We start from the raw sequence: 25,222 nt of genomic DNA, 5'->3' as shown, positions 1-25,222 counted from the left end.
TTCGAAATCATATGCGTTAATCTGCTTGTTCCAGGTGGTCGGTGTAAATCGACTGCTTGACCTGCTGGATTCTCGGAAATGACACTTGGGTCAGCGGTCGGATGTCATGGGTAACGGCAGCTGACTCCTCGTTTGAGGGCTGTCGGCAGCCAAAGTATGGGACATCCGTCGCGGATGCATGGATATTTTCCAAAGTGAAAACGCCCCTGTTTAAACAGTGGGCGTTTTTTCCTATGGGCCTCAGATCATGTCTCTTAGCATGTTCACGCTGCTCTTCTCCAGTGCCATGGGAAACAGCTTCACCTTGCCGGGAGCTAACGATCGAACCTCTTCATATACGGCATCAGAGGCATACACCTGATCGGATTGCTCGATCCGCTGCAGCAGGTCTTCCCGATGATCCAGACCGGCCAGGCTGGCACGGACCCCATCGATACCGGCTTCTTGAACGCGGCCGGCCATCCACTGCGCACCTGCCTTCCCCAGGCAGACAAAACTGAGATGGCTGCCAGGTGTCAGCCGGGCAATATCAAGCAGGACCGACGTTTCCGCATTCGCGCCAATAACGAAAGCTTTTTTGTCGTATTTGCTGCACAGGGCTTTGACTTCGGAATCATGATTAAGCGTCGTGACAATGAGGCTCGAATAGTCGAAAGCTTTGAGCAGCGCTTGTTCTCCCGCCAACAAATCCTCCAGAAACACCGTTTTGACTTTCGCGCCCGTAATTTCCTCAATCGCTTTCTGATAGAAGGGGAAATCATGCCCTTTACATTCGATGAACAGAATTCGCCGCTCTGCGTTCAGGACAGGCTCCTGCAGCAGCGTATAGGCAAGGGATGCGGCAAAGAACTCGCTCGCCGGGATATGAAGGGAGCCCAGCTCCTCCGTCGTTCGCTCTGCGAGCTCATGCATCAGCTTTCTGCGATTTCGAAGCTCTTCTACCTGAGGGTTGTTCAGAACCTGCGTTCCTTTGCCTTTATGCATGGAGACGATCCCCTCGTCCTTCAACTGGTTGTACACCAGGTTTACGGTGTTGCGGTTCAGCCCGAGGTTGTCCGCGAGCGCGCCCGCCGGGGGCAGCATATCGAATGGTTCGATCTGTCCAATACCAATCAGCCACTTTAGCTGTTCCTTGACTTGCGTGCTTACATTCATGGGAGCGTGCGGGTCGACTCGAAGCATGAGCTTGTGCGCCATATCGAGACCTTCTTTCCTAGTCAACTAGTAATTTAACTTTACACAATAAACGGAAAATATACAACAAAGGTATTGACATGTATAGTTTTAAATCGTTATTTTATATATAACTAAATAACTAGTTAATTATGAATATGGAGGGTTAATATGAAGGATCAAGCTGATTCTTATTTGCAGAAAATGAAAGGGGGGGCTAGAAGTCCGTTGACCGTTCGTCCCATGAATCTCGCCGTTGGCTTTATCGGGGGTGCCGTTTCGATTGGCTTACTGGCCCTTCTCTCCTCGCTCGCAGGAAGTCCATGGATCATGGCGCCCTTTGGGGCGAGCTGCGTGCTGGCGTTTGCAGTCTGGGATGCGCCGTTATCACAACCAAGAAACCTGGTCGGAGGGCATCTTATTTCCACGCTTACGGGACTTGTCGCGCTGGAGGTCCTGGGTGACGGAATATGGGCCATGGCGATCGGGGTGGGAGCCGCGATCAGCCTGATGGGAATGACCAAGACGACCCATCCTCCCGCCGGCGCAGACCCCTTGGTCGTTATTATGGCTGGCAGCGGCTGGTCATTCCTGTTCACGCCTGTGCTCGTCGGATCGGTCATGATCGTGGTGGTGGCTCTGCTTGTCAATAATGCGGTAAAGGAACGAAGATATCCGACTTTTTGGTGGTGAAGGCAGTTTTTTCTTTGATGAATAAACGGTAATCATGGCAAGTTCTTCAATCTCATATCGTCAACAACAGACCCGGACCGACAATGGACCGGGTCTGATTTATGTTGTCGCACCGCAGATTTGAACATTAACCAAACTAATTTATATAACGCAATGAGGGGAAATCCAAACCGAAATCCCGAAAAATAGGCGATACTTACCACTTGATCCTGGTTATCAAATCTATAGAATATTACACAATCCCGGTACAGGACTCTATTCTCATTTTGGATAAAAGGTTAATATTGCCAAACCTTTACAGAATGCGGTTCTCAGCCGTTTTTTTATACGACTTTGGTATCAAATTTGTCATAACTATGGATAATGATGTAAAAATGACCGGAACTTTAGCAATTTTTTTGCGTTTAACATTACGATTCGCGAAAATTTTCTGAAAATATTCGTAAATCTCGCTGTATCTCACGGATGGGATGAAGTCGTTCGGTTCCAGCCTTGTCAGGGCAAATGCACATTGGTTTCACACAACTAACATCAGGCTGTGAAGTTGTCAATGAACAGGCAGGAAGGAGCAGCGATTTGATTTATCGGGGGAAAATTATGGAAGAAGTTTGTTTTACTTCTTTTTGACTACTATCGAGATCGGAAAAGTTGGTAAAGAAGGAATATGGTATCGGGAGCGCATCGGCTATAGAATGACGAGTATGGCTCAGTCGTCATATGTCGGTGCAGCAACAAGCATGTCAAAGAAAGGGCAGGTGAGCAACGAAGACGATGAGCAGGCGAAAATGGTGGGTGGTCGCAGCATTTTGCACTATAGTGCTTCTCTGCGGTGCCGCTGTAATCTTAGGATATCTACGGCCGTCATTAAAAACGTATGCGGATGCGGACGGCGTGAAAATGAAATTCAAAACAGAGGGAACCTCCTTTCTGGTATATGAGGATGAAGAGGTTTGGAAAGAGGTTTTTGCCAAGGGCGTGAACCTGGGCGCAACCGTACCCGGGCACTTTCCCGGCGAGCTGCCGGCCACCGAGGAAGATTATCTGCGCTGGTTCAAACAGATCGATGATATGGGAGCAAACGTCATTAGGGTCTACACGGTGCATAATCCGGTCTTTTATTCCGCGCTGGTGAAATACAACCGGGATAAAGGCGATGATCCCCTGTACTTCATGCAGGGCATCTGGTCGCCGGAGGAGCAGCTAATCGAGCGTCGGGATGCGTATGACGAAGAAATCGTCCAAACGTTTAAAGCGGAGATCTCGAAGGCTGTCGCTGCAGTTTACGGGGATATCAACGTTGAGCCCAAGCATGGGCAGTCGAGCGGCAAGTATAAGGTCAATGCGGGCAAGTACCTCATGGCCTGGCATGTGGGTACGGAATGGGACCCAGCCATGGTTGATAACACCAACAAGGTACATAAGGGTGTCCCTCAGTATAAGGGGTCCTATTTCTCGGGGACGAAGGACGCAAGTCCCTTCGAGAATTGGCTGGCATCTTTATTGGACTACACGGCTGCCGAGGAGCAGAAGTACGGATGGCAGCATCCGATGACATTTACCAATTGGGTCACGACGGATGTGCTTGAGCATCCGGGGGAACCGCTGTTTGAAGAAGACCTGGTGTCCGTCGATGCAAGGCATGTCGAACCGGTGAACTGGGATGCGGGATATTTTGCGGCATACCATGTGTACCCGTACTATCCGGATTTTTTCCGGACGGACAAAACATTGCAGACCCTTCCCGACGGGGACGGTGGCTACAACACGTACAAAGCCTATTTGCGAAAATTGAAGGCAGAGTTCGAGGATATGCCGATCATGGTTACCGAGTACGGCGTGCCTTCCTCCATCGGTATTTCCCACCACGGTCCTGGAGGGAAGGATCAAGGAGGACATGACGAGGCGGAGCAAGGCGAAGTAAATGTCTCGCTGACCCAGGATATTTACGACGAAGGCTATTCCGGAGCGATCTTGTTCATGTGGCAGGACGAATGGTTCAAGAAAACATGGAACACGATGCCTTTTGAAATACCGGCAGACCGCCGGGCATTCTGGTTGAATGTGCTGACCAACGAAAAGATGTTCGGCGTTCTGGCGATGCAGCCGGGTAAAGCGGAACAAATTACGATCGACGGGGATTTGACCGACTGGGATAAGGTTCCTGAAGGGGAAGTCAAAACCTGGTCCGGTACGGCTCCGGGCGTAAAGAACATGAAGTTGACGCATGACGAGGCTTATCTGTATATCGGCATGGAGCTGGACGAAGCATTTGATCCGAAACGTTCCAAACTCTTCGTCGGAGCGGACACCATCCCTGGCGGCGATATACCGAAGAAAGAGCTGGCGGGACGAACGCTCACCGGCGGGGCTTTGGAAACGTTGATTCAGGTAGGTCAAGAGGACGAATCCCAGGTAACCATAGCGCCATCTTACGATTTCCACAGCCGGCTGTACGGCAAGGAAGGCTATTGGATGCTGCCGGGAGAGGAAGCCAAAGGAACGAAGGACGATCCCGTCGTACCGGACGGCTCGTTCCATTCCTGGAAGCTGGCCATCAGCCTGCTGATGAATCCGCCGGACACCCGATTCTCCCATCCGTTTGTGGATGAGACGGTGGGGACGCTGAAACGGGGAACCAGCGATCCGGAATCTCCGGATTTCAACTCCCTTACGGCATGGCAGTATCAAGACAGCTTCGTCGAGATGAGGATTCCGTGGATGCTTCTAGGATTCGGAGATCCGAGCTCGCTGCAGGTGCTGGACTACGGTCCGCTTCAAGACAAGCGCACGTTCAGCACGACCACGGCGGACGGTATCCGGCTGGTTCCATGGATCACGGAAAGATCCGAGAACACCGGCAAACCAGCTTCAGGATCGGGGCAGTCCATTAATCTGCAGGACATCGAGCCTTATACATGGGAGCTGTGGGAAGCAACCCAATACAGTGAACGCTTGAAGCAAAGCTATTACGATATGCAGGAAATATTCACGCGTCTCCCTGAAACGGGGCGGCAGCCAGATGCTAAATAAAAGGAGGAGCCATCGGAGATGTTTTCAAATTTAGAAATGGCATACGTTTTTGTCTATGTATGCCTCGGCCTGATTGCAGCCGGCATTATCCTGTTGTTCCAAATGAAGATCAAGCATAATGCCATACAAAGAGAAACGGAACGATTTACGGAAAAACACCATGATTACTTTGTGTATGTGCAGAGTCATCTGCATGATGATACCACGCTGGAGCTGCCGCCAGGCAAATTGACGTCGGCCGAACGCCGGGTCATCCAAGCCAAGTTTATGGAGTGGATCGAGCAATTCAAAGGTGACGCCAGAGAGAAGCTCCTGCGTTTGTGCCGGGACGCCGGGTTTGTGGAACAGGAAATTCGGGCATTATCCAGCATGAGGAAAGACCGCCGCATTGAAGCGGTCTACCGCCTCGGCGGGATGCGGGCGGAAGAGGCCGTTCCCCAGCTCCAGCAGCTGATGAACCGGACGAAATACGGTCCGATGACCATCATCATTGCCCGGGCAATTGCCAAGAGCGCGGTTTCGTCCCAGCAGATTCGGGAAATGTTGTCCAAGCTGCTGTCTTACGATAAAGCCATTCACCATATGGCTGCCGATATTTTGCTGGAGACCCGGCTGGATTCGGCCAGCCTCATGCGCAAGCTTCTGGACGATCCCGATCCAGGACTGGTCAAGGTTTCGCTTGTTGCCATGTGGGGACAGGCCATTCCGGCCGTCGTGCCGGCACTCGACCGATTGGTCGGATCCGAGGAGAAGGACGTGCGTGCCGAGGCCGTCAAGCTGTATCTTGGCTCGAACCCGGCCCTGAAGGATGACACTATTGTGGCACTCATGAATGATCATGAGTGGGAAGTGCGGGCGGCAGCGGCGAAAGCGCTCGGACGGCTTCATGCCGCAGGCAGCATTCCGCTCCTGGCTTCAGCCCTGAAGGACGAGAATTGGCATGTGCGGAACAACAGCGCGGAGAGTCTTGCCATGTTGGGAGAACAAGGCTTCGAGACCTTGTGCCAAGCCGCGCTTACAGGAGAAGGTCCAGCCAGGGAAACGGCCCTGTACCGGATCGAACGGATCATGTCCAACGAAGGCGAATACGAGCAAGTGGAGCAAATGGTGGCATTTAATAAAAGAAAACTGGTGTACGATCGTTATTTCGGCGTTCAAACGAACAAACGGATCGGCACGGTTGCAGGAGTAGGAGGAGATTACACTGCTTAGAGATATCCTGCTCACTTACGGGATGGTGGCGATTTATTACGTCATGATCGTTAGCGCGCTTTATTTTGTAATTCTGATGTTTTCTTTCAGAAATATTAAGGATATTTTCAGACGCGCGACGTATTCGAAATACAATACGCTTTCGGGCTCGGAACTGGTACCATCGGTATCCTTGCTGGTCCCGGCCTATAACGAAGAGCTGACGATCGCGGAGAATGTCCGCTGCCTCATGACGCTGAACTATCCAACCTACGAGGTCATCGTCATCAATGACGGATCCTCCGACGAAACGCTGAAGGTGCTGATTGAGGAGTATGGTTTGACACTGCTGCCCAATCCGGAGATCCGAGGCAACATCAGCACGAACAAGGTGCGGGGCATTTATTATAATCCGCAGTACCCGCAGCTATACCTCATCGACAAGGAGAACGGCGGTAAGGCGGATTCCTTGAACGCGGGCATCAACCTGTCCCGTTATCCGCTGATTTCTTCCATCGATGCGGATTCATTGCTGGAGAAGGATGCGCTGATCCGGATGGCCCGGATGTACATGGAGAATCCCGAGGAGACGGTGGCGATCGGCGGCGACGTCCGGATTGCCAATGGCTGCGTGATCGAGAACGGTGAGGTTAAGGACGTATCCTTGCCGCGTCGGATGTGGCCGATGTTTCAATCGATCGAATATTTGAAAGCTTTTCTGGGGGGCCGAATCGGGTGGAGCCATTTCAACGGGCTCATCATCGTCTCCGGGGCCTTCGGTTTGTTCCGGAAAGACTATGTCATTGCGGTTGGCGGCTATCGCGGCGGTTACCCCGGCGAAGATATGAACATCATTATCAAGCTGCACCGCTATATGCTGGAAAATAAAATCAAATACCGCGTTTCCTTTTGTCCGGAAGCGGTGTGCTGGACGCAGGCGCCGGACAGCTACAACATTTTGTCCAATCAGCGCAAGCGTTGGGGACGCGGAAACTTGAAGAACATGATCGAGAACCGGGATATGGTGTTCAATCCGAAATATAAAGTCATGGGCTTGTTGACAATGCCCTACAACGTTATTTTCGAAGCGCTAAACCCTTACTTCAGAATTACGGGCCTTCTGGCTCTGCTTGGATATGTTTTGCTGGATATGACAAATTGGCATGTGCTGGTCGTGTTCGGGCTCGTCAATTTTTTAAGCGGGTACCTGCTCAGTGTGGGAGCCCTCATCCTGGAGGAGATGGCCTTCCGCCGGTATACCAAATTGTCCGACCTGGTGAAAATGCTCCTCTTCTCGGCGCTCAAGTTTGTGGGTTACCATCAGCTTGGCGTGCTGTGGAGAGTACAGGGACATATTCAATATTTGCAAAACAACAATTCATGGGGCACCATGACCCGGCAGAGCTGGAAAGATAAGAACGAGGCGGCTTGACTTCAAGGCCCGGTTCAAATGCAGCATCAAAATATAAAGAGAGGTGGGACTTACTGTTATGTCTCAATCGGCAACATTGCAACGCGTGCAGGCCGTTGATTTTTACGGCCGCGTGGAGGAGGAAGTGAGAGAACATCCCAATGGAACAGCATTGCTGTTTCTGTACTGTGCTGGCAATCCGTCCGGGACGGAGGCTGAGCTGGCGGAGGTTCAGAGCTTTATGGACCAGCTGACCGGCGTAAACGGCGAGGTTCTGCACGACGCCAATACCGGCGTATCGGCTGTTACCCTGCCTGGCTACACGCTGGATGCCGCCCATTATCAGGCACTGCTCCTGAAGCAGCATCTGCAGGGCCGTTTCGAGCAAGCGGACCCGCGTATTACGCTTGCAGCGCTTACGGAAGCGCCGCCTCGGCAGACGTTGAAGCAGATGGCGGAAACCGCCAGGCTCAGCACCTCTTCGGATATTCATATATTTACGCAGGAGGAAGCGGACAGCGGCCAAAACCGCATTCTCATTGTGGACCAAGATGCCACGGTGAGGGAATTTTTACAGATTCGCTTGGCCATGCAGGGTTACGAAACGCTGGAAGCGGTGGATGGTTTGGAGGCACTGGAGCTCATCCCGAAATGGGAGCCGGATCTTGTCCTGACCGAGCTGAACCTGCATGGCATCGACGGCCTGCCGTTCATTCATCATATCCAGCAGCTGGACGTGAAGGAGCCGCCGAAAATTGTCGTGTTAACCGAGAAGCGGGTAGAGCAAACCATCAGCCAATGTTTCCAAAACGGGGTCGATGACTACGTAACCAAACCGTTCTCGCCGGTGGAGCTGGATGCCCGCATCCGACGCTGCCTTCATTAAACACATGGTTATTAAAGCTTTTAGTTAGATGAGATTCAGGATTGATACGTGATTAGTTGAGCTGAAGAGGTTCTTTAATCGCAAGGAAAGAGTTCAACAAACAAGTCTGTCTTTTGGCCGACGAACAAAAGAAATAGACGAATAGACTATACATCCGATGGAGGTTGAATACTTGTGAATGAGGAATATGAAACTTTATTGAGTGCCATTGAAAATAAGAAAGCTGTACTGGGTGTTGTGGGACTAGGTTATGTAGGTTTGCCGCTGGCTGTGGAAATGGTGAAACAAGGATTTACGGTCATCGGCATCGATCTGGATTCCGACAAAATCGACCGCATTTACCGCGGCGAGTCCTACATTACGGACATCTCGTCCGAAGAGCTTGCGGCATGCATGGAGACCGGACGCTTTAAGCCGACAACGGATTACAGCATGATCGCCGTCATTGACGCGGTCAGCATCTGCGTGCCGACGCCGCTTAGCGAGAATCAGGACCCGGATACTTCCTACATTACAATGGTAGTCGATCAGCTCAAACGCTTCATGAAGCCTAATCTGTTAATTACGCTGGAGAGCACGACATATCCGGGAACCACGGAGGAACTGATTCAACAACCGATCGAGAAGCTCGGTTACAAGGTCGGCCAGAACTTCTATCTGTGCTTCTCGCCGGAGCGCGTCGATCCGTCCAACAGCCGCTTTAATACGCGGAACACGCCGAAGGTGATCGGCGGAACGACGGATGCCTGCCTGAAGCTGGGCGAAGCGCTGTACAAACAGTACGTGGAGACGGTTGTACCTGTCAGCAATCCGAAAGTTGCGGAAATGTCGAAGCTGCTGGAAAATACGTTCCGCAGCGTGAATATCGCCTTCGTCAACGAGATGGCGATGATGTGCGACCGTATGGGCATCGATGTATGGGAAGTGATCAATGCGGCGGCCACCAAGCCGTTCGGTTTCATGCCGTTCTATCCGGGGCCAGGCATCGGCGGCCACTGCATCCCGCTGGATCCCATGTACTTATCGTGGAAGGCCAAGGGCTTCCGCTTTTACAGCAAATTCATTGAGCTGGCACAATCCACCAATGACAACATGCCTTACTACGTGATCAACAAAACGGCGACGATTCTGAATGAATATGCCAAATCGATCAAACGCTCCAATATCCTGTTGTTAGGCATGGCCTACAAACCGGACATCAGCGATTTGCGCGAATCCCCGGGCCTCGAAGTTTACGAACAGTTCAAGGAGAACGGCGCTTATGTGGATTACTACGATCCGTATGCCAACAGTTTCGTGGATAAGCAAGGCGAAACGATTCGCAGCGTGGAGTATGATCTCGCGAAATTCAGCCGGTACGATTGCATCGTCCTCATTACGAACCACAGCAATCTGGATTATCATTCGATCGCTTCGGCCGGCGTGCCGATCTTGGACACGCGGAATGCATTTAAAGCGTATGCCGAGCCTCATATTTACAAGATCGGCCATTCTGTTCAGCATGTGCCTGAGCCGGGCGAGGCTGTCTTGATCTGATGAAATGGACGAGAAGACTGAGGCATATCGATGCAAAAGCGAAGTGGATCATCTTGGCTGCCGGCATCTGTCTTTTGCTGCTGATCCTTTTTCTTCTTCCGTCAGGCAAGGTGAATCAAAACAAGGCTACCTGGCTGTGGGATGCAAGTCTGATCCGAAGTGAAACGGAGGAGATTGTAGCCTTTAGCGGCAGGGAAGGCATTACAACGATCTTTTTGCAAATTCAGCAAGAGGTTACGGACGAGGAGTACCGCCATTTCGTGGCTGCGGCACATCGGCAGGGCATCAGCGTCCATGCTTTGAACGGCCACCCCGACTGGGCTTATGAGGAAGGCCGGCAAAAAGGGATGGACCTGCTGGCCTGGCTGGAAGAGTACAACCAGGCTTCCGCCCCCGAGGAGAAATTCGAGGGCGTGCAGTTCGATGTGGAGCCTTACGTGCTTCGCAGGTGGGATCGCGAACAGGAACGGGTGGTGGAAGAATGGAGCGCCAATACGGAAGTCTGGGTCCAGGAGGCCAAGCGTCAGGGTCTCCCGTTCAGTGCCGCGGTTCCGTTCTGGCTTGATTCGATACCTGGACCGAGCCGAGCGGATACCGATTCGTTCAGCCGCTGGATGATCCAAAATACGGATGCGATTGCCGTTATGGCATACCGCGATAGCGGGGAGCAGATGTATGAATTGTCCAAGGAGGAGCTGGAGCAGGCCGACGAACTTGGCAAATCCGTGTGGATCGGCATGGAGCTCGGGGATACGGACGAAGGCGAGCATTTGACCTTTTATTCCAAGAGCGAGCAGGAGATGGAGGACGAAGCCCTGCGCGCCGCCAAGCTTGGCAGCGACCATTCCTCCTTTGCGGGATTGGCCGTCCATCACTATCAGGCCTGGGTCCACAAACGAACCGCGATGGGCGGGGAAGAGCGGTGATATTGCCATAATGGCCTGCCGCCCCTGCTCCGTGTTAAAAGGAAACAACTTCATATCATTCACTCATTCAACGTACCTCCGAAGGTCTCCAAGAGACTTTCGGGGGTATTTTTTTGTCCAAGGAAGGGAAGAGAAATCGGGTCTGCGCGGTATTGTCTAGAAATTGTAGAGAACCGAATTCTATAATGGGAATCATTGAGCGGCAGGCAGAGGAACATGCTTTGAATCAAAAGGCAAACATTGACATAAGGTGGAAGACGATTCCTAAGCTCTTAAATTATTGATTTTTGAAAAAGGTGGAATTTTATGAATTTTTTCAAAAAAGCATAGCAATTACGTCAGGTTGGTGTTAAATTCTAATGGTTTGTTCAGGAGGGGCTCAACAATAAGCCCTGTTTGAAATGTTAAAGGAGTATTCAAATGAAGAGAGTTTCTAGTAGTAACCGAGTGTTTTGCATGCTTTCCCGAATGACCGCTTTGCTGGCGATCCTGGCGTTTTTGGGCGGCTGCGGTTTTTTTGGCGGTAAGGCAGCCTCCAGCGATGAAGCGGGAGGTCCGATAGCGCCTGCTCAAAAGGTGGAGCGGTATACGGGGGAGAAGAGCAGGGAAATTCCGTACGTGTATACGGCCAGGAAGGAATTGGCGCTTACCTTTAACGGCATGGGGGATAAAGCCACCATGACGGCACTGATCGATGAACTCGAAACGTACGGAATCAAGGCGACCTTCTTTCTTCCGGGCATCCGAGTGGCGGAGGAGCCGGACATTGCGGGGGCAATCTTGGCCGGAGGCCATGAAATCGAGAACAATACGCTCAATCAGCTGGATATGAACAAGCTGGATTACGATCAGATCTATAAGGAGATCAAGCTGGCAAACGACGTTATTGAACGGGAGACCGGCGCCCAGCCCCGCTATGTCCGGACGCGTTCGGGCGATTACCCGGAAGATGTGCCGCTGGCGGCAGCGCATCTTGGAATGAAGGCGGTTGTCAGCTATAACATCAATCCGAAGGACCGCGATATGCAGAGTGCCGAAGCCATCGGAGAATACGTGGCGAGGTTCGTCTCCAGAGGCGGCATCATCTCCATGAACACCGACGTCAATCCGGAAGTGGTCTCTTCTATAAAATACATTGCCAAGGCCGTGGACGATATCGGATATCGTCTGGTTACGCTGGATGAGCTGGTGCAGAACGGGGGCGAGCGAAAGCCGCTCGAGCAAATTCCGGGATATGACGCTGCCCGCATCAATCCGGATTATCAACGGGCGAAGTATGAGCTGGTATATCAAGTCGATACCGACAAAAAAGAAGTCGCCCTGACGTTTGACGATTTCGGAAGCGATAAAACGGTGACCCGCATACTCGATATTTTGGCCGAGCATGATGTCAAAGCGACCTTCTTCCTGAGGGCCAAAGGCGTGGAAAGCAATCCGAATTTGGCGCGGGCGATGGTGGAAGGCGGGCATGACGTGGCCAACCATTCCTACAGCCATCCCGTCGTTACATCGCTGACGCCCGAAGAGCTTCAGCAGGATGTCGTCAAGGCGCATCAGGTCATTACCGAAGCCATCCAGCAGCAGCCTGTCATGCTGTTTCGTCCGCCGACCGGCGTGGTCGACGATAAACGGGCCAAAGCGTTGGCGGCAGTCGGTTACCCGGTGATTGCCATGTACGACGTGACGACGCTGGATTGGGATATTTCCAATAGTGCCGACGATATTGTGAACGGGGTTATGACCAAGACGCAGCCGGGAAGCGTCATCTTGCTGCATATGCTGGATGACATTCATACCATTGAGGCGCTGCCGCGCGTGCTGGAAGGCCTCAAGGATAAAGGATACACGTTTGTAAAAATGGCGGACATGATGCAGTTGCAGGACCAGGCCGCAATGGAGATGGAGTAAAATGGAATTATATGAAAACATGCTGGACCGCGTGAATAAATTGGCGGTCGTCGGACTGGGTTATGTCGGACTGCCGCTAGCGGTCGCGTTCTCGAAAAGGCTGGATGTCATCGGCTTTGATCTGAGCGAGGCGAAGGTGTCTCAGTATCGCAGCGGATTCGATGCTACCGGTGAGATCGGAGATGCCCTGCTTGCGGGCAGTGCGGCCGATTTCACCTCGGATCCGGACAAGCTGAAGGAGGCTCGCTGCTTTATCGTGGCCGTTCCGACACCCGTAAAAAGCGGCAATGTGCCGGACCTGAAATTCGTGCGGAATGCCAGCCGTTTGGTCGGCCGCGCCTTGACGCGGGGAGCGGTGGTTGTCTATGAGTCAACGGTCTATCCGGGCGTTACGGAGGAAGTCTGCATTCCGATTCTCGAAGAGGAGTCGGGCCTGCGGCTGGGCGAGGATTTCAAGGTGGGGTATTCCCCGGAACGGATTAACCCCGGAGACCAGGTCCACCGGCTGGAGACCATCGTGAAAATCGTGTCCGGCAATGATCAGGAGGCGCTGGAGACGGTTGCCAGACTGTATGAGCTGATTATCGAGGCAGGCGTTCACCGGGCGGAATCCATCCGGGTGGCGGAAGCGGCAAAGGTCATCGAGAATGCGCAGCGCGACATCAACATTGCCTTTATGAACGAGCTTTCGATGCTGTTCAACCAGATGGACATCGATACGAATGCCGTGCTGCGCGCAGCGGAAACGAAATGGAATTTCCTCCCGTTCCGCCCTGGCCTCGTCGGCGGGCATTGCATCGGAATCGACCCGTATTATCTGACGTATAAGGCCGAGGAAACGGGGTATCATTCCAAGATTATTTTGGCAGGACGGCATATCAATGACGGAATGGGAAAATACGTCGCCCAGCACGTCATTAAACTTGCGATTCGCCAAGGGATAGATCTGATGAAGGCGAAGGTGGCCGTCATGGGCCTTTCGTTCAAGGAGGACTGCCGGGATATCCGCAATTCCAAGGTCATCGATATTATTCGGGAGCTGCAGGATTACGGAATCCGGCCGATGGTGGCGGACCCGCACGTAGACCCGAAGCAGGCTTATGAGGAATACGGCATCGAGCTGTCGGACATGAGCGAGCTGAGCGGAATCCAGATTGCGGTTGTGGCGGTCGCTCACCGGGAGTTCAAGCAGCTCGGGATTGCGGCATTCAAGGAGATGTTCAGTTCGGAACAGGCGAAGCTTCTGATCGACGTGAAGGGAGCTTATCCAAAAACCGAATGCGAAGCCCATGGCTTTCATTATTGGAGTTTGTAAGATAACGATGGGAGAAGGCAATGAGGATTATAAAAAGAAAGCAACCGAAGAGCACCAAGGAAGTGCTAACGCTTCCGCGCACGGACAGGCGGACTCTTTCCTATGTGCCCGATCCGGAGCAGATCCGGATGAACGCGGACCGAAGAGGCAACCGGGCGCAGAAGCCCGGGGAGGATTTGTCCAGCTCTGAGTACGTCAACAAGCTGCGGATGCTCAGCCTGCGTTACGAGGCGGATTTTGAAGTTTTGCTTGTCCCGAACGGGAAAAAGAAAAAAGCCGGGATTAAGGGCGTGGCTGCCGATATTTCGGCCACGGGCCTTCTGCTCAGGCTGCCGGATGACTCTTCAAGCCTCGAAGTCGGCGACAAAGTGAAGGCGCGATTCCGCATCCCGCCGGGGGCTATGCCCGAGGGCTTCGAATCGAGCGTCAGAATCGATGCAGCCGTTGTCCGCAGGGCCCTGAATTCGACGGAAGCCGGCGAAGAGCATCTGCTTGCCTTGGAGTTCGAGAAACCGCTCACGGATTATTTTCAGCGCAAACGGTGGGGGTATTCCGTATATTCCGCCAGCGCATTGCTGTTCATGGCGGTGCTCTTCATCATGCTGATGCGGGCAGAGAGCATCATTTATTTCAAATACAACATGGTGCTGTATTTATACAGCCTGATCGCGGCCCTGTTTCTGCTGACGCGCTACCTGTTCGGAGCGTTGTACCGCGATGTGCCGATCAATCCGGATTATACGCCGGGAGTATCCATTATTATCCCCTGTTTCAATGAAGCAGAATGGATCAAGCGCACGATACTCAGCTGCATGAATCAGGACTATCCCGTAGACAAGCTGGAGGTCATTGTGGTGGATGACCGATCGACGGACCAGTCGGTACAGCAGATCCAAGACATGATCGAGTTGATTCATTCCGAGGCGGAGCGTTACGCTACCCGGGAGCGTTTGTCCTATATGGTGCTGCCCGAGAATGCGGGCAAGCGGGCCGCTCTGGTCAAAGGCGTCGAGATGGCCAAGCATGATCTGGTGGTCTTCGTGGATTCGGACAGCTTCCTGGATCCGACGGCGATTCGCCACCTCGTCCAGCCCTTTCAGGATCCTAAGATGGGCGGCGTTGCCGGACGGACGGACGTCGAGAACAAATATACCAATAACATGACGAAGCTGCAGACCGTCCGTTATTATATCGCCTTTCGGATCATGAAAGCGGCAGAGTCCTGGTTTGACAGCGTGACCTGCCTGTCGGGTCCGTTATCCTGCTATCGGAAAGAGCTGATCGTGCAGCATGCGGACGCTTGGCTGAACCAGAAGTTTCTGGGCAGGCCCGCCACCTTCGGAGACGACCGGAGCATGACGAACTTTATTTTGAAAACGCACCGGACCGCTTACCAGGATTCTGCCATTTGCTCGACGATCGTGCCTTCGCAGATGAAGGTGTTTCTGAAGCAGCAGATGCGGTGGAAGCGCTCCTGGCTGCGCGAATCGCTGCGGGCCGGAAGTTTCATATGGCGCAAAGAGCCGTTTATGGCGTTGTTTTTTTACATAGGCCTGATCGTGCCGATTGCCGCGCCTGTCGTGGTTGCCTACAACCTCATGTACGTGCCGATCGTTCACGGCATTTTCCCGGGGACCTTCCTGATGGGATTGCTGCTGATGGCGCTGCTGATGAGCCTGGCCCACCTGCTGTTCCGGAAGAGCAGACTTTGGGTGTTCGGCTTCGTATTCTGTCTCTTCTATGAATTCGTCCTGTTATGGCAGATGCCGGTGGCTTGGTTTACCTTCTGGAAATCGACGTGGGGGACCCGGGAAACGCCGCAGGATATCGAAGCCAGGGAGAAGAAGGAAGCCCGCAAGCGCAAAGGCAAAAAATTCGGATTACCGTTCTAATCGTGTCAAAGCGGTTGAAGTGAGGATTGAAGTGAGGATGACATATGGCTAAAAAACAAAAAACAGCCCTCAATGTTCGGCGAAAAAATCGCAGGAAAATCATCAAAGTAACGGCACAGGTCATTGTATTGGCCGTTGCAGCCGTCCTGTTGGCCAATGCGATTTTCGATTTTCGAACATATAAGGAGCCGGACAGATCCGCCTGGCGTCAGGATCAGGGCTTTATTGCCCTGTCCTATTTCGGGGTCGGCCGCACCGGGACGTCCAAGCTCGTATCCAAGGCCCAGCTGGATGCCCAGCTGAAGGCCTTATACGAACAGGGCTATACGACGATTTCGCAGCAGGATATCATCGATTATTACAGCCATGGCAAGAAGCTGCCCGACAAGGCGCTGTACCTGTCCTTTGAAGACGGGCGGAATGATTCCGCGCTGTTCGCGCAGCCGCTGCTTGAAAAATATAATTATAAGGCTACCTTTTTGTCCTATGCCAACAAAATGGGCAACAGCGAACGGAAATTTCTGCAGCCGAAGGACATGCTGAAGATGACCCGCACCGGGTATTGGGAGCTTGGGACTAACGGCAACCGGCTGACCTATATCAATATTTTCGATGATGAGGGCCGTTATGTCGGCGTTAAAGACGAGCGCGAGCTGACGGTCAAATCCAACGTGGAATATTACAACCACTATTTGATGGATTTCATCCGCGACGAGAACATGATTCCGCTCGAGAACCGCGCCGAGATGGAAAAGCGGATCCGGGCCGACTATGCGGCAATGGACAAGGTTTACACGGAATCGCTCGGTTACGTTCCGCTCACGTATATGATCATGCACGCCAATGCGCTCGGCGGAGGAATGAATCAGCTTGTGGCGAATGCCAATTCGGATCAGATTCAGAAGCTGTTCGGGATGAATTTCAACCGGGAAGGCGTTGCCTTCAATTCGAAGGATAGCGATCTGTATAATCTGACCCGGGTCCAGCCCGCGCCGTATTGGTCTACCAATCACCTGTTAATGAAGCTGCATAAGGACCAAGGGCAGCCTATGCAGTTTGTACGGGGCGACACGGAGCAGGCTGACAAGTGGGAGCTGCTTGGCGGAGCGGCAGAATTTACGGATAACCGGATGGTGGTCACATCGCCCCCGTCCCAGGCAGGAACCGTGTATTTGAAGGGCAGCGGGGAGCAAGACGTCACCGTCTCGGCCAAAGCGCTCGGCAATGTGGTAGGACGGCAGTCGGTTTATGTCCGTTACGACCGAACGAAGGGTTCGTATCTCAGGCTTCTGCTGGAGAACAACCACGTGGTGGTGGAACAGAAGATAGCGGGCCAAGCTCCCGAGGAGCTGTTCACGTACGCCTTGCCGAAGGTGGCATGGGGCGAAGAGGATCTGCAATTCGATAAGGCTTCGGTCTATACAAAGGAGCAGACGCTGTCCGGAGACCGGGATGATGAGAATGAGTACCCTGTCAACATACTCGGAAATCGGTGGCTGGAGATTTCGGTGAAAGGCGATGCCCTGTCCGTGAGCGTTGATCGGCAGGTGCTTTTGGACCGGCAGCCTGTGGATGCATCGATCGGCGCAGGAGGCGTGGCGCTAGAATCGGAGTATCATGAGCAGAACGAGAAGGATGATATTTACGACGCCGTCTTTGAAGATGTCACGATTATGTCGGCGCCACCGGGTGCCGAACGTAAGCTGCTGTTCACGAACAAGCCGACCGGACTTGCCGGTGTCCTGACCGGCGTGCAGCGAAGCATGAACCGCGCGGTCGACTGGGCTGTCGAGACTTTCTAAAAATTGGGTAGCGTAGGGCGTGAACAACGAATGAAGAATCGCAGGAAGAAATGGGCGGCAGCTGCGGGGGTTGCGGTATTGTGCGCTGCCGTCTCCTTCTGGTGGTTGGAGGATCAAAAGAAGGAGCCATCGATGCTGCCTCAGCCGCTCCAGGCGCAAGTCAAGCTGTCTGCCTGGATTACGGATTGGCAGTGGGAAACGGGCATGACAGATTGGAAGCAGCTTGGTGGTGAGTTTGAAGAAATCAAGCTGTTTGCAGCCTATTTCAATCATAAAGACGAGCTTTACTTGACGTCGGATTTTCGGGAGGCGCTGCCTGCGTTCCTGGAGGCGTCCAAGGAAGGGGAGCCGGCTCGCGGCGTCCTGACGATCGTCAATGATCGTTTCCATCCCGATGGAACGGCCAAACAGAAGGATCCGGAGCTGATATCCCGGCTCGTCGCTACTCCCGAAAGCCGCAGCCAACATATCAGGCAGATTCTGGACATGGCATCCCAGCACGGCTTCGACGGCGTGGAATTGGATTACGAGAAGGTCCGCAAGGAGGATGGGGCCAACCTCTCCGCGCTGTACGAGGAACTGTATGAGCGTCTCCGGGCGGAAGGCTTCTCGCTCCGAATCGTGCTGGAGCCGGGCGTATCCCTGTCATCGCTTAAGCTGCCGGAGGGGCCGGATTATGTCCTGATGGCATACAACCTGTACGGGGGGCATAGCGGACCCGGACCGAAGGCGGATTATGCCATGATCAAGGAGCTGGGGGGCAAACTGCGGCAGCTGCCGGGAGACCATGCCATCGCGCTGTCGGTTGGCGGGTTTGACTGGGCGAAGAATGGCAAGGCGGTTTCTTTAACGGAGAAGCGTGCGGTAGAGCTGGCGCGTGCCAGCCCGGACGAACCGAAGCGGGATCCGGACAGCGGGGCCCTATACTTCGAGTACACGGACGACCAAGGCATCGGGCATACCGTATGGTATGCGGACGGAACGACCCTTGCCGGATGGATGAATGCGGCGGGGGAGGCGGGCATTTCGAAGATTGCGATCTGGCGGCTCGGCGAAATGGATGCCAATACGCTGCAGAAGTTGAGCGAAATTCGACATCAATCCCATCATGAATGATTTGGCATAACCCAAAAGGACACCCCGCGGCTTCAATAAGAAGTCGCTCGGGGTGTCCTTTCACGTATGGGAACATTCGGGGGGCAGTCCGCTCCTCATTCTGTCCGTCCCCATCGAAAGGGGAGTCAATGGATGAGCTTTGAAGCTTTCGCTTTGCGGATCAGCCCGCTGCTGGCCCGGTTGATCGGCTTCTTGAGCACGATCCCGATCACAAGCGCGATCGCCGCGAAGACCAGCATGAGCAGCATATCGCGGATGACGATATCCCACAGGATGCCGCCGACGGCTTCCCGCATCATGCTGATGGCATAGGTGAACGGCAAATACGGATGTAATGCCTGGAAGAACGGCGGCGTCATCTGGATCGGAAAGGTCCCGCCAGCGCCCGCCAGCTGCAGCACGAGCAGAACGATCGCCATCGCTTTTCCGACATTGCCGAACACGGACACCAGCGTATAGACGATCAGCATGAAAACGCAGCTGATCAGCAGCGCAAACAGAATGAACCAGCCGGGGTTCACCACGTAGGTTCCCAGCAAATAAATATCGCCTAGGGTAACGAACAGCGCCTGGAACAGGGCAATGGTCAGAAAGGTGAGATAGCGTCCGAAGTAAACCTCGATGCTGCGGAAGCTTCTCTCCTCATCATGTACGTCAACGGAGAGCAGGGAAACGAGCAGCAGGGCGCCAACCCACAAGGACAAGGTCGTGAAGAAGGGCGACATCGCGGAGCCGTAGTTCGGGATGGGGTACAGGCGATTCTCTTCCAGCGTAACCGGCTCGGCAAAAAACTGGCTCTCGAGCTCGAAATTGTTTTGGAGAAGATCGATGATCTCTTGAATATCCCCTTCCGCTTCCATCTCGCGCAGCCGGTTGGCCAGCTGCGTAATCCGAAGCTCCGCCTCCGGCAGACGATTTTGGGCGAGCTGCACTTCTTGGCCTCCCACTTTGAGCCCTTTCCGTGCATCTTGAAGCAAACGCTGGATGTCGGGGACGCTGGCAAGCGCCTGGGTCAATTCCTGCTGAACGCGCTTGGCCGTATCGGAGCCCTTGGTGAAGGCCTTGCTTATCGCCGGGCCGATTTCGCTGTCGTACCGGCTTAGCAGCGCGTCGGTCAGCCCCGTAATGTCATCGGTCAGCTTCTTCAGCTTATCGATGGAATCCGCAGGAGCTTCCTCCCCCCGTTCCACGGCTTGGGCAATGGTTTGGAGCGCGGCTTGAGCCGAGGTCCATCGTGCCGCAATGTCCTCGAGCTTGGCCGCCGCGGAAGCCGCCGCCGGGGAGATCGAGCCCAGCCGCTTGAACAATTGCCCCAGCCGGGCCGAGGCTTGCGCTGCAGTCTGAGCGCGCTCCTTCGCAGCGGTCAGGCGGCTGGCCAGCTCCTTCGGGTCGATGCCTTTTTGCCCTAGCGCGTCCAGCACTTGCGAAAGCGCTCCGGTGGCTGCACCCAGCACCTCCAAGTCCTGCCGCAGCGCAGGCTCCAGCGATTTCGAGGCCCCTGCGGCCTGATTCGCGAACTCCGCCAGCGCACCGGCCATTTCCTTGCCGTCCGTGGCAATCCCTTCAAGGCGGGGCAGAGCGGCATCGGCCTGCTGAACCAACCGGTTGGCCAGCTTGATATCCTGCTGGGCCGTGCTCACCGCCTCGTTGAGCTCGGGAAAGCTTTTTTCGAGCCGGAACAGCAAGCTTCGTACTTTGTTGATCGCAGGGAGCTGGTTCTCGATCTCGATCCCGAGCGTGTTGAAAATCTCGAAGATGGTGCCGTTGGCGGTTTTGATGAAATTTTTGCTGACTTCCTCCACGACGGCAGATGCCCCCTGGGCCGTCACCTTGGGCGAAATGGCGTTGATTTTTTCGTTCGTGTAATAGAGGATCTGTGCCTTGACGGGCTCATTGGTCAGTACGGTGCCGATCCGGGCGGAGAAGTTCTCCGGAATGACGATAGCGGCATAATCGGTGCCGCGCCGCACCCCCTGTATCGCATTCTCGCTGTCCTCCGTAAACCGCCACCCCAGCTTCTCATTGCGATGCAGGGACTCCACGATTTCTTTGCCCAGGTTAATGGGCTGGTCGCGAAGGGTGGTGCCTTTATCCAGGTTGGCAACGGCAATGGATACACCTGAGGTTTGGCCGTAGGGATCCCAGGAAGCTTCGATGTTAAACCAGGCATATAGAGAAGGAAGGAGGGCAAGACCCCCGATGATAACGGCTGCAGCCCAATTGCGGACGATTCTACGGATATCGGCAGAATATATATGGATAATATTCTTCATGAGCGCTCCTGTCTTGTACGTAGTTGGAGCTAGTATGCCGCCAAATCCGTGCCAAGATACGAAACGAGCCGCTCCTTTATCTCTTCCTTGAGAGAGGGCCGATCGCAGAGCAGGCTGCCTTCATACCCGCGGCACAGATAATGCACCTGCAGCCCTTCCTCGGGGGTACGGCCCTGGCTTTGAATCCGGATGCCGCGCCGCTTCATCTGCTGTTGAATGGACCAGGCGCGTGCCGAAATCCCTTTTTGGATATGCTGCAGATTTAAAATATAGATTTCGGCCATTTTGAGCTTGAGGGTCTTGAGGATTCCAATATCCCGTTCGAGAACAGACTGAAGCAGGTCATGCAGCAGATAATCTTTGATCAGGGCTTCGTCTTCGACCGAAGGCGGAGGAGGAGTGGAAGGTTTCATCATAAGAGACACATCCCCGGACATGAAAAAAATATAAGAACGCACGTTCTATTATATACATGGTATGCCATCCTTATTCGGCCTGCAACCATTAATTTCTGGCATTTGTGATCACCTCAGTGGATTCATGGCGGCATATCGTTTACACTCCTGATAACTGCATTTTTTCTGGAGGAGATTAACCATGATACTGCATAAAGGCGAAATATTGTTCCGGCAAGGGGATAGCGGGGATCATTTATATCACATTCGGAGCGGATTGTTTAAGGTGACCCGTCTGCATGCCAACGGCAATATGGTGCTTTTCAATATTTTATATCCCGGCGAAACGGTACCCCATCACTCGCTGATCAGCCCGAAGGAAACGCATGGAACCGCGATCGCGCTGATTCAGAGCGAAGTGGAGGTAATATCGGCTGAAACTTGGTATCGACAGCTGGAGGAGGATCCGCGAAAACCGCTCGAGGTTGCCAGATTGCTGCAGGAAAAGGTGAGGTTCATGCAGATGAGGCTGGATCACTTAACCGTGGGCGGGCCGGCGGAGCGGCTGGAGCTGCTGATTCAATGGCTGGATGAGTATTCCCAAGGGATACATTTGACCGAATATTTGACTCAGGAAGAGATCGGACAACTGATCGGGGTAAGGAGAGAAACGGTAAACCGGCTGCTGCGGGAGCACGGCAAGCACGTTTAGCCCATATCCCTTTGCCGACGCCTGAACCGGCTTTATACATCGGTTTATAAAACCCTGTACGAGCATGCGCCGGACAAAGCAATGAGTCGATGCACCCTTCACGGCTGATCGATGCTGCCGGAAGGCGCCAAACCCAAAAAGATGCCCCTCTTCTGCAAAAGGGGCATCTTTTTGGGTTTTGAGATACGGTTTAACCTAATATTAACTTTCCAGCGAACCGGCCGGACCAAAGAATTCATAGTGGATCCGGTCAGCAGGCACCTCCATCGCTTTCAAATGGCCGTTCACGGCACGCATGAACGGAACCGGCCCGCAGAAATAGAAGTCGGCTTTCGGATCGACCGTTTTGCGAAGGAACTCCAGATCGATGTAGCCGGTTTGGTGGCAAGTGTCTTCCATTTCCGGCTGTTCATAAATGACGTACGTGCTTAGCTGCGGATGCTTCGAGGCGAGCTCATCGATATGCAGCTTCATTGCATGCTGACTGCCGCATTTGGCCGCATGGATAAAGCTTACTTTCCGTTCCGGCTGATTCAGCAGCACGGATTCCAGCATGGCCACCATCGGAGTCAAACCGACGCCGCCGCTGATCAAGGCAAGCGGAAGATCGGAGTCCGTATCCAGCGTAAAGGTACCGGCCGGAGCCGTGACCTCGAGAACGGTCCCGACCTCTGCATGACGGTGCAGCCAGTTGGAGACGATGCCGGCAGGCTTTCCATCCAGCTCGTCTTCTCGTTTCACCGTAATTCTGTAGTAAGGATGTCCGGGTGCGGACGAGAGGCTGTAATGACGATTATGATAATAGGCTTCGCCCTCAGGTTTTACCCGAAGCGTGATGTATTGGCCGGGCAGATAATCGGAAATTTCCCCGCCGTCCTGCGGTTCCAGATAAAAGGAAGTAATGACGGAGCTTTCCTCCACCTTCCGGTCAATGACGAAATTACGGTATCCGCTCCAGCCGCCGGCTTTGTTTGCGGCTTGCTGGTACATATCCGCCTCGATGCCGATAAAGACATCGGCAATGACGCCATAAGCTTCGGCCCAAGCCTCGATAATTTCGGGCGTTGCGGCATCGCCCAGCACATCCTTCATGGCGCCGAGCAGCGTTTCGCCGACGATCGGATAGTGCTCCGGCAAAATGTTTAATGCCCGGTGCTTGTGTCCGATTTGTTTAACAACCGGGACGATGGCTTCAAGACGGTCGATATGGGCCGCGGCTGCGTATACGGCATTGGCCAGGGCAAAGGGCTGTTTGCCTTCTCTTTGATTCGCATGGTTGAATATGTTAAGAAGTTCCGGGTGATGATGAAACAATTTTTGGTAAAATGCGCTTGTGATTGCCGTGCCGTGGGTTTCCAGAACCGGCACGGTCGATTTAACGACCTCGATCGTACGTTGGCTTAACATGCAGACTCCCCCTTGATTCATATGATACTTAGTCGAGTTGGTGTTCCCTTTAAGTATAGACAGGCGATGGAGGGGCTCTTGTGATTAAGATCACATCGGATTCAGCGAATATGTGAACAACATTTTTACGCGCAGGAGGTTCTTAAAGCTGGATTTTTTACATATTCCATATAGAGATTCCAATTCATTCTAGCCAGCTGTTTAGCTTGTATGCCAACTGTGTTATAATAATGTTAGCACTCTAACTAAAACGAGAAAGGATCAGGATACCATGTGTCCCCGAAGGACGAATCCCCAAAGGACGATTTGGAAACGTTATGATCTCTCATACACATAGCTTCCTTTGTAGAGCGAAGTCGGACGTCTGAAGACAAGGACGGTCTCTACGAAAGGATGGGAACTATGGTTCGAAGGATGAACTCCTCCAGGTTGCCTCAAGGTAGAGATTGGCCTATGTCTGACCAATCTACTACGACAAGAGGGATCCTGTATGAGGAAAAGACAAAACACATTTATCACCATGTCGGCGATGTTGTTCGGAACGTTTTTAATGGCTTTTACGTATTATCACATTAATTTTCACAATCATTTGACCGAAGGCGGCTTTGTCGGCCTTGCGCTGCTTGGCAAATATGCGCTTGATATTCCGCCCGCATTGAGTATGGTCCTTATGGACATACCGGTACTGCTGATTGCCTTGTTCATCAAGGGTCGGAAATTCATATTCAATACCGTTGTTGCGGCGAGCATGTTTACCTTGTTCTACGCATTGATCGAGCGGTATTCCACGCTGGTTATCGATCTGAATCATAACTTGCTGGCAGCCGCGCTGCTGTCCGGATTATTGACGGGCTTTGGAGCCGGCATCGTGCTCCGCTATGGCGGGGCGACAGGCGGTGACGACGTAATCTCCGTACTGTTCAGCGAGTGGAGCGGGCTTAAGGTAGGGACGGTGTTTTTCCTGATGGATGCCGTAGTACTGCTATTATCGCTATTCTATATGCCATTGGTTGAAACCTTATATACTATATTAGCCGTATCGATTGCCGGGCAAGTGATCACCATCACAGTGACATACGGTACCGAGAAAGCGGAAAAGAAACCGGTTCGGAAGGCGGTCCGTGCCCCAAGCACTCCGGTTACTCCGAAAACAGCGCAGCATACCGTTAGCGGCCGTTCGTAATGCGGTCCCAATAAGAGAAGCTCACCCGCATGCAGGGTGAGCTTCTTTCATGTGCTTTAAATCGATTACTTCTCGTCCTTGGGGTGGTTCTCGTCCCACTCCTGTGCCTTGGCGGTGGCGATGGCGATGGCACGTCCCTCATCGTAGTTCTCCTCCAGCAAGGCATTGGCAATTTCCACGGCTTTATTCCTCACCCGGGGCTCCAGATTTTTCATGGATGGCGGATAATCATTTTTGCTCCAAGGCATGGTACGATCCCTCCAATTCAACTGTTCATGGCATGTACTGTATATTACCCCGTGCAACCAAATTGAATAAACGGGTTCAACCGCACAAAAAAATGCATTACCCCTGAGGGGCAATGCATTTGGAA

General features: G+C 53.2%; 19 protein-coding genes. 14 read left to right on the top strand and 5 right to left on the bottom strand.

Translation table 11 applies throughout. The features are described from left to right. Nucleotides 1–240: 240 nt before the first annotated feature. Nucleotides 241–1,197 (bottom strand): GntR family transcriptional regulator, encoded by a 957-nt coding sequence (locus JNUCC32_RS15225; RefSeq protein WP_192572526.1) that lies wholly within the window; start codon nucleotides 1,195–1,197, stop codon nucleotides 241–243. Between the two features lie 147 nt (nucleotides 1,198–1,344). On the opposite strand from JNUCC32_RS15225, the gene JNUCC32_RS15220 reads away from it, so the two are divergent. The 12 genes from JNUCC32_RS15220 (at nucleotide 1,345) to JNUCC32_RS15165 (ending at nucleotide 18,879) form a co-directional block, all read left to right on the top strand. After that, nucleotides 1,345–1,866 carry an HPP family protein gene (locus JNUCC32_RS15220; RefSeq protein ID WP_192572525.1) on the top strand — a complete coding sequence of 174 codons (522 nt, stop codon included), beginning with the start codon at nucleotides 1,345–1,347 and terminating at the stop codon, nucleotides 1,864–1,866. A gap of 771 nt (nucleotides 1,867–2,637) precedes the next feature. Then, complete coding sequence (locus JNUCC32_RS15215; protein WP_192572524.1) at nucleotides 2,638–4,896, top strand: hypothetical protein; 2,259 nt, start codon at nucleotides 2,638–2,640, stop codon at nucleotides 4,894–4,896. An 18-nt stretch (nucleotides 4,897–4,914) separates the two neighbouring features. Then, on the top strand, nucleotides 4,915–6,108 hold the full coding sequence (locus JNUCC32_RS15210) for a HEAT repeat domain-containing protein (protein ID WP_015734402.1): 1,194 nt from the start codon (nucleotides 4,915–4,917) through the stop codon (nucleotides 6,106–6,108). A gap of 43 nt (nucleotides 6,109–6,151) precedes the next feature. Continuing rightward, a complete protein-coding gene (locus JNUCC32_RS15205) occupies nucleotides 6,152–7,519 on the top strand; it encodes a glycosyltransferase family 2 protein (protein WP_176502381.1) in 1,368 nt (455 codons plus the stop codon). 58 nt (nucleotides 7,520–7,577) lie between these two features. Further along, nucleotides 7,578–8,384 (top strand): response regulator transcription factor, encoded by an 807-nt coding sequence (locus JNUCC32_RS15200; protein ID WP_096773198.1) that lies wholly within the window; start codon nucleotides 7,578–7,580, stop codon nucleotides 8,382–8,384. 174 nt (nucleotides 8,385–8,558) lie between these two features. After that, on the top strand, nucleotides 8,559–9,920 hold the full coding sequence (locus JNUCC32_RS15195; RefSeq protein WP_015734405.1) for a nucleotide sugar dehydrogenase: 1,362 nt from the start codon (nucleotides 8,559–8,561) through the stop codon (nucleotides 9,918–9,920). Further along, nucleotides 9,920–10,846 (top strand): hypothetical protein, encoded by a 927-nt coding sequence (locus JNUCC32_RS15190; protein WP_096773199.1) that lies wholly within the window; start codon nucleotides 9,920–9,922, stop codon nucleotides 10,844–10,846. The genes JNUCC32_RS15195 and JNUCC32_RS15190 overlap by 1 nt, the downstream gene beginning before the upstream one ends. A 420-nt stretch (nucleotides 10,847–11,266) precedes the next feature. After that, nucleotides 11,267–12,754, top strand: coding sequence for a polysaccharide deacetylase family protein (locus tag JNUCC32_RS15185; RefSeq protein WP_192572523.1), 1,488 nt, complete (start codon nucleotides 11,267–11,269; stop codon nucleotides 12,752–12,754). A gap of 1 nt (nucleotide 12,755) precedes the next feature. After that, nucleotides 12,756–14,069, top strand: a complete 1,314-nt coding sequence (locus tag JNUCC32_RS15180; protein ID WP_192572522.1) for a nucleotide sugar dehydrogenase — start codon at nucleotides 12,756–12,758, stop codon at nucleotides 14,067–14,069. A gap of 20 nt (nucleotides 14,070–14,089) precedes the next feature. Next, the gene (locus JNUCC32_RS15175; protein ID WP_192572521.1) at nucleotides 14,090–15,961 is read left to right on the top strand and encodes a glycosyltransferase family 2 protein; all 1,872 of its coding nucleotides are present in this window, start codon (nucleotides 14,090–14,092) and stop codon (nucleotides 15,959–15,961) included. A gap of 44 nt (nucleotides 15,962–16,005) precedes the next feature. Further along, nucleotides 16,006–17,763: a polysaccharide deacetylase family protein gene (locus JNUCC32_RS15170; RefSeq protein WP_192572520.1), complete on the top strand. Its 1,758-nt coding sequence runs from the start codon at nucleotides 16,006–16,008 to the stop codon at nucleotides 17,761–17,763. 30 nt (nucleotides 17,764–17,793) lie between these two features. Further along, a complete protein-coding gene (locus JNUCC32_RS15165; protein WP_192572519.1) occupies nucleotides 17,794–18,879 on the top strand; it encodes a glycosyl hydrolase family 18 protein in 1,086 nt (361 codons plus the stop codon). A 125-nt stretch (nucleotides 18,880–19,004) separates the two neighbouring features. Here JNUCC32_RS15165 and JNUCC32_RS15160 read toward each other — a convergent pair whose 3' ends face one another. Beyond that, nucleotides 19,005–21,152, bottom strand: a complete 2,148-nt coding sequence (locus JNUCC32_RS15160; protein WP_192572518.1) for a YhgE/Pip domain-containing protein — start codon at nucleotides 21,150–21,152, stop codon at nucleotides 19,005–19,007. A gap of 29 nt (nucleotides 21,153–21,181) precedes the next feature. After that, the gene (locus tag JNUCC32_RS15155) at nucleotides 21,182–21,568 is read right to left on the bottom strand and encodes a YhjD family protein (RefSeq protein WP_015734413.1); all 387 of its coding nucleotides are present in this window, start codon (nucleotides 21,566–21,568) and stop codon (nucleotides 21,182–21,184) included. 181 nt (nucleotides 21,569–21,749) lie between these two features. On the opposite strand from JNUCC32_RS15155, the gene JNUCC32_RS15150 reads away from it, so the two are divergent. After that, nucleotides 21,750–22,259: a Crp/Fnr family transcriptional regulator gene (locus JNUCC32_RS15150; RefSeq protein ID WP_096773206.1), complete on the top strand. Its 510-nt coding sequence runs from the start codon at nucleotides 21,750–21,752 to the stop codon at nucleotides 22,257–22,259. 201 nt (nucleotides 22,260–22,460) lie between these two features. On the opposite strand, the gene hmpA is transcribed toward JNUCC32_RS15150, so the two are convergent. Then, the gene (gene hmpA, locus JNUCC32_RS15145) at nucleotides 22,461–23,666 is read right to left on the bottom strand and encodes an NO-inducible flavohemoprotein (protein WP_192572517.1); all 1,206 of its coding nucleotides are present in this window, start codon (nucleotides 23,664–23,666) and stop codon (nucleotides 22,461–22,463) included. A 490-nt stretch (nucleotides 23,667–24,156) separates the two neighbouring features. Here hmpA and JNUCC32_RS15140 point away from each other — a divergent pair, with 490 nt between their 5' ends. After that, nucleotides 24,157–24,849 (top strand): YitT family protein, encoded by a 693-nt coding sequence (locus tag JNUCC32_RS15140; RefSeq protein WP_009592920.1) that lies wholly within the window; start codon nucleotides 24,157–24,159, stop codon nucleotides 24,847–24,849. A 65-nt stretch (nucleotides 24,850–24,914) separates the two neighbouring features. On the opposite strand, the gene JNUCC32_RS15135 is transcribed toward JNUCC32_RS15140, so the two are convergent. Beyond that, the gene (locus JNUCC32_RS15135) at nucleotides 24,915–25,097 is read right to left on the bottom strand and encodes a DUF2188 domain-containing protein (RefSeq protein ID WP_015734417.1); all 183 of its coding nucleotides are present in this window, start codon (nucleotides 25,095–25,097) and stop codon (nucleotides 24,915–24,917) included. Nucleotides 25,098–25,222 lie beyond the last annotated feature (125 nt).

This window comes from Paenibacillus sp. JNUCC32 (genome assembly GCF_014863545.1).
GTDB lineage: Bacteria > Bacillota > Bacilli > Paenibacillales > Paenibacillaceae > Paenibacillus_AQ > Paenibacillus_AQ lautus_A.
This window is presented reverse-complemented; position numbering and strand designations above follow the sequence as displayed.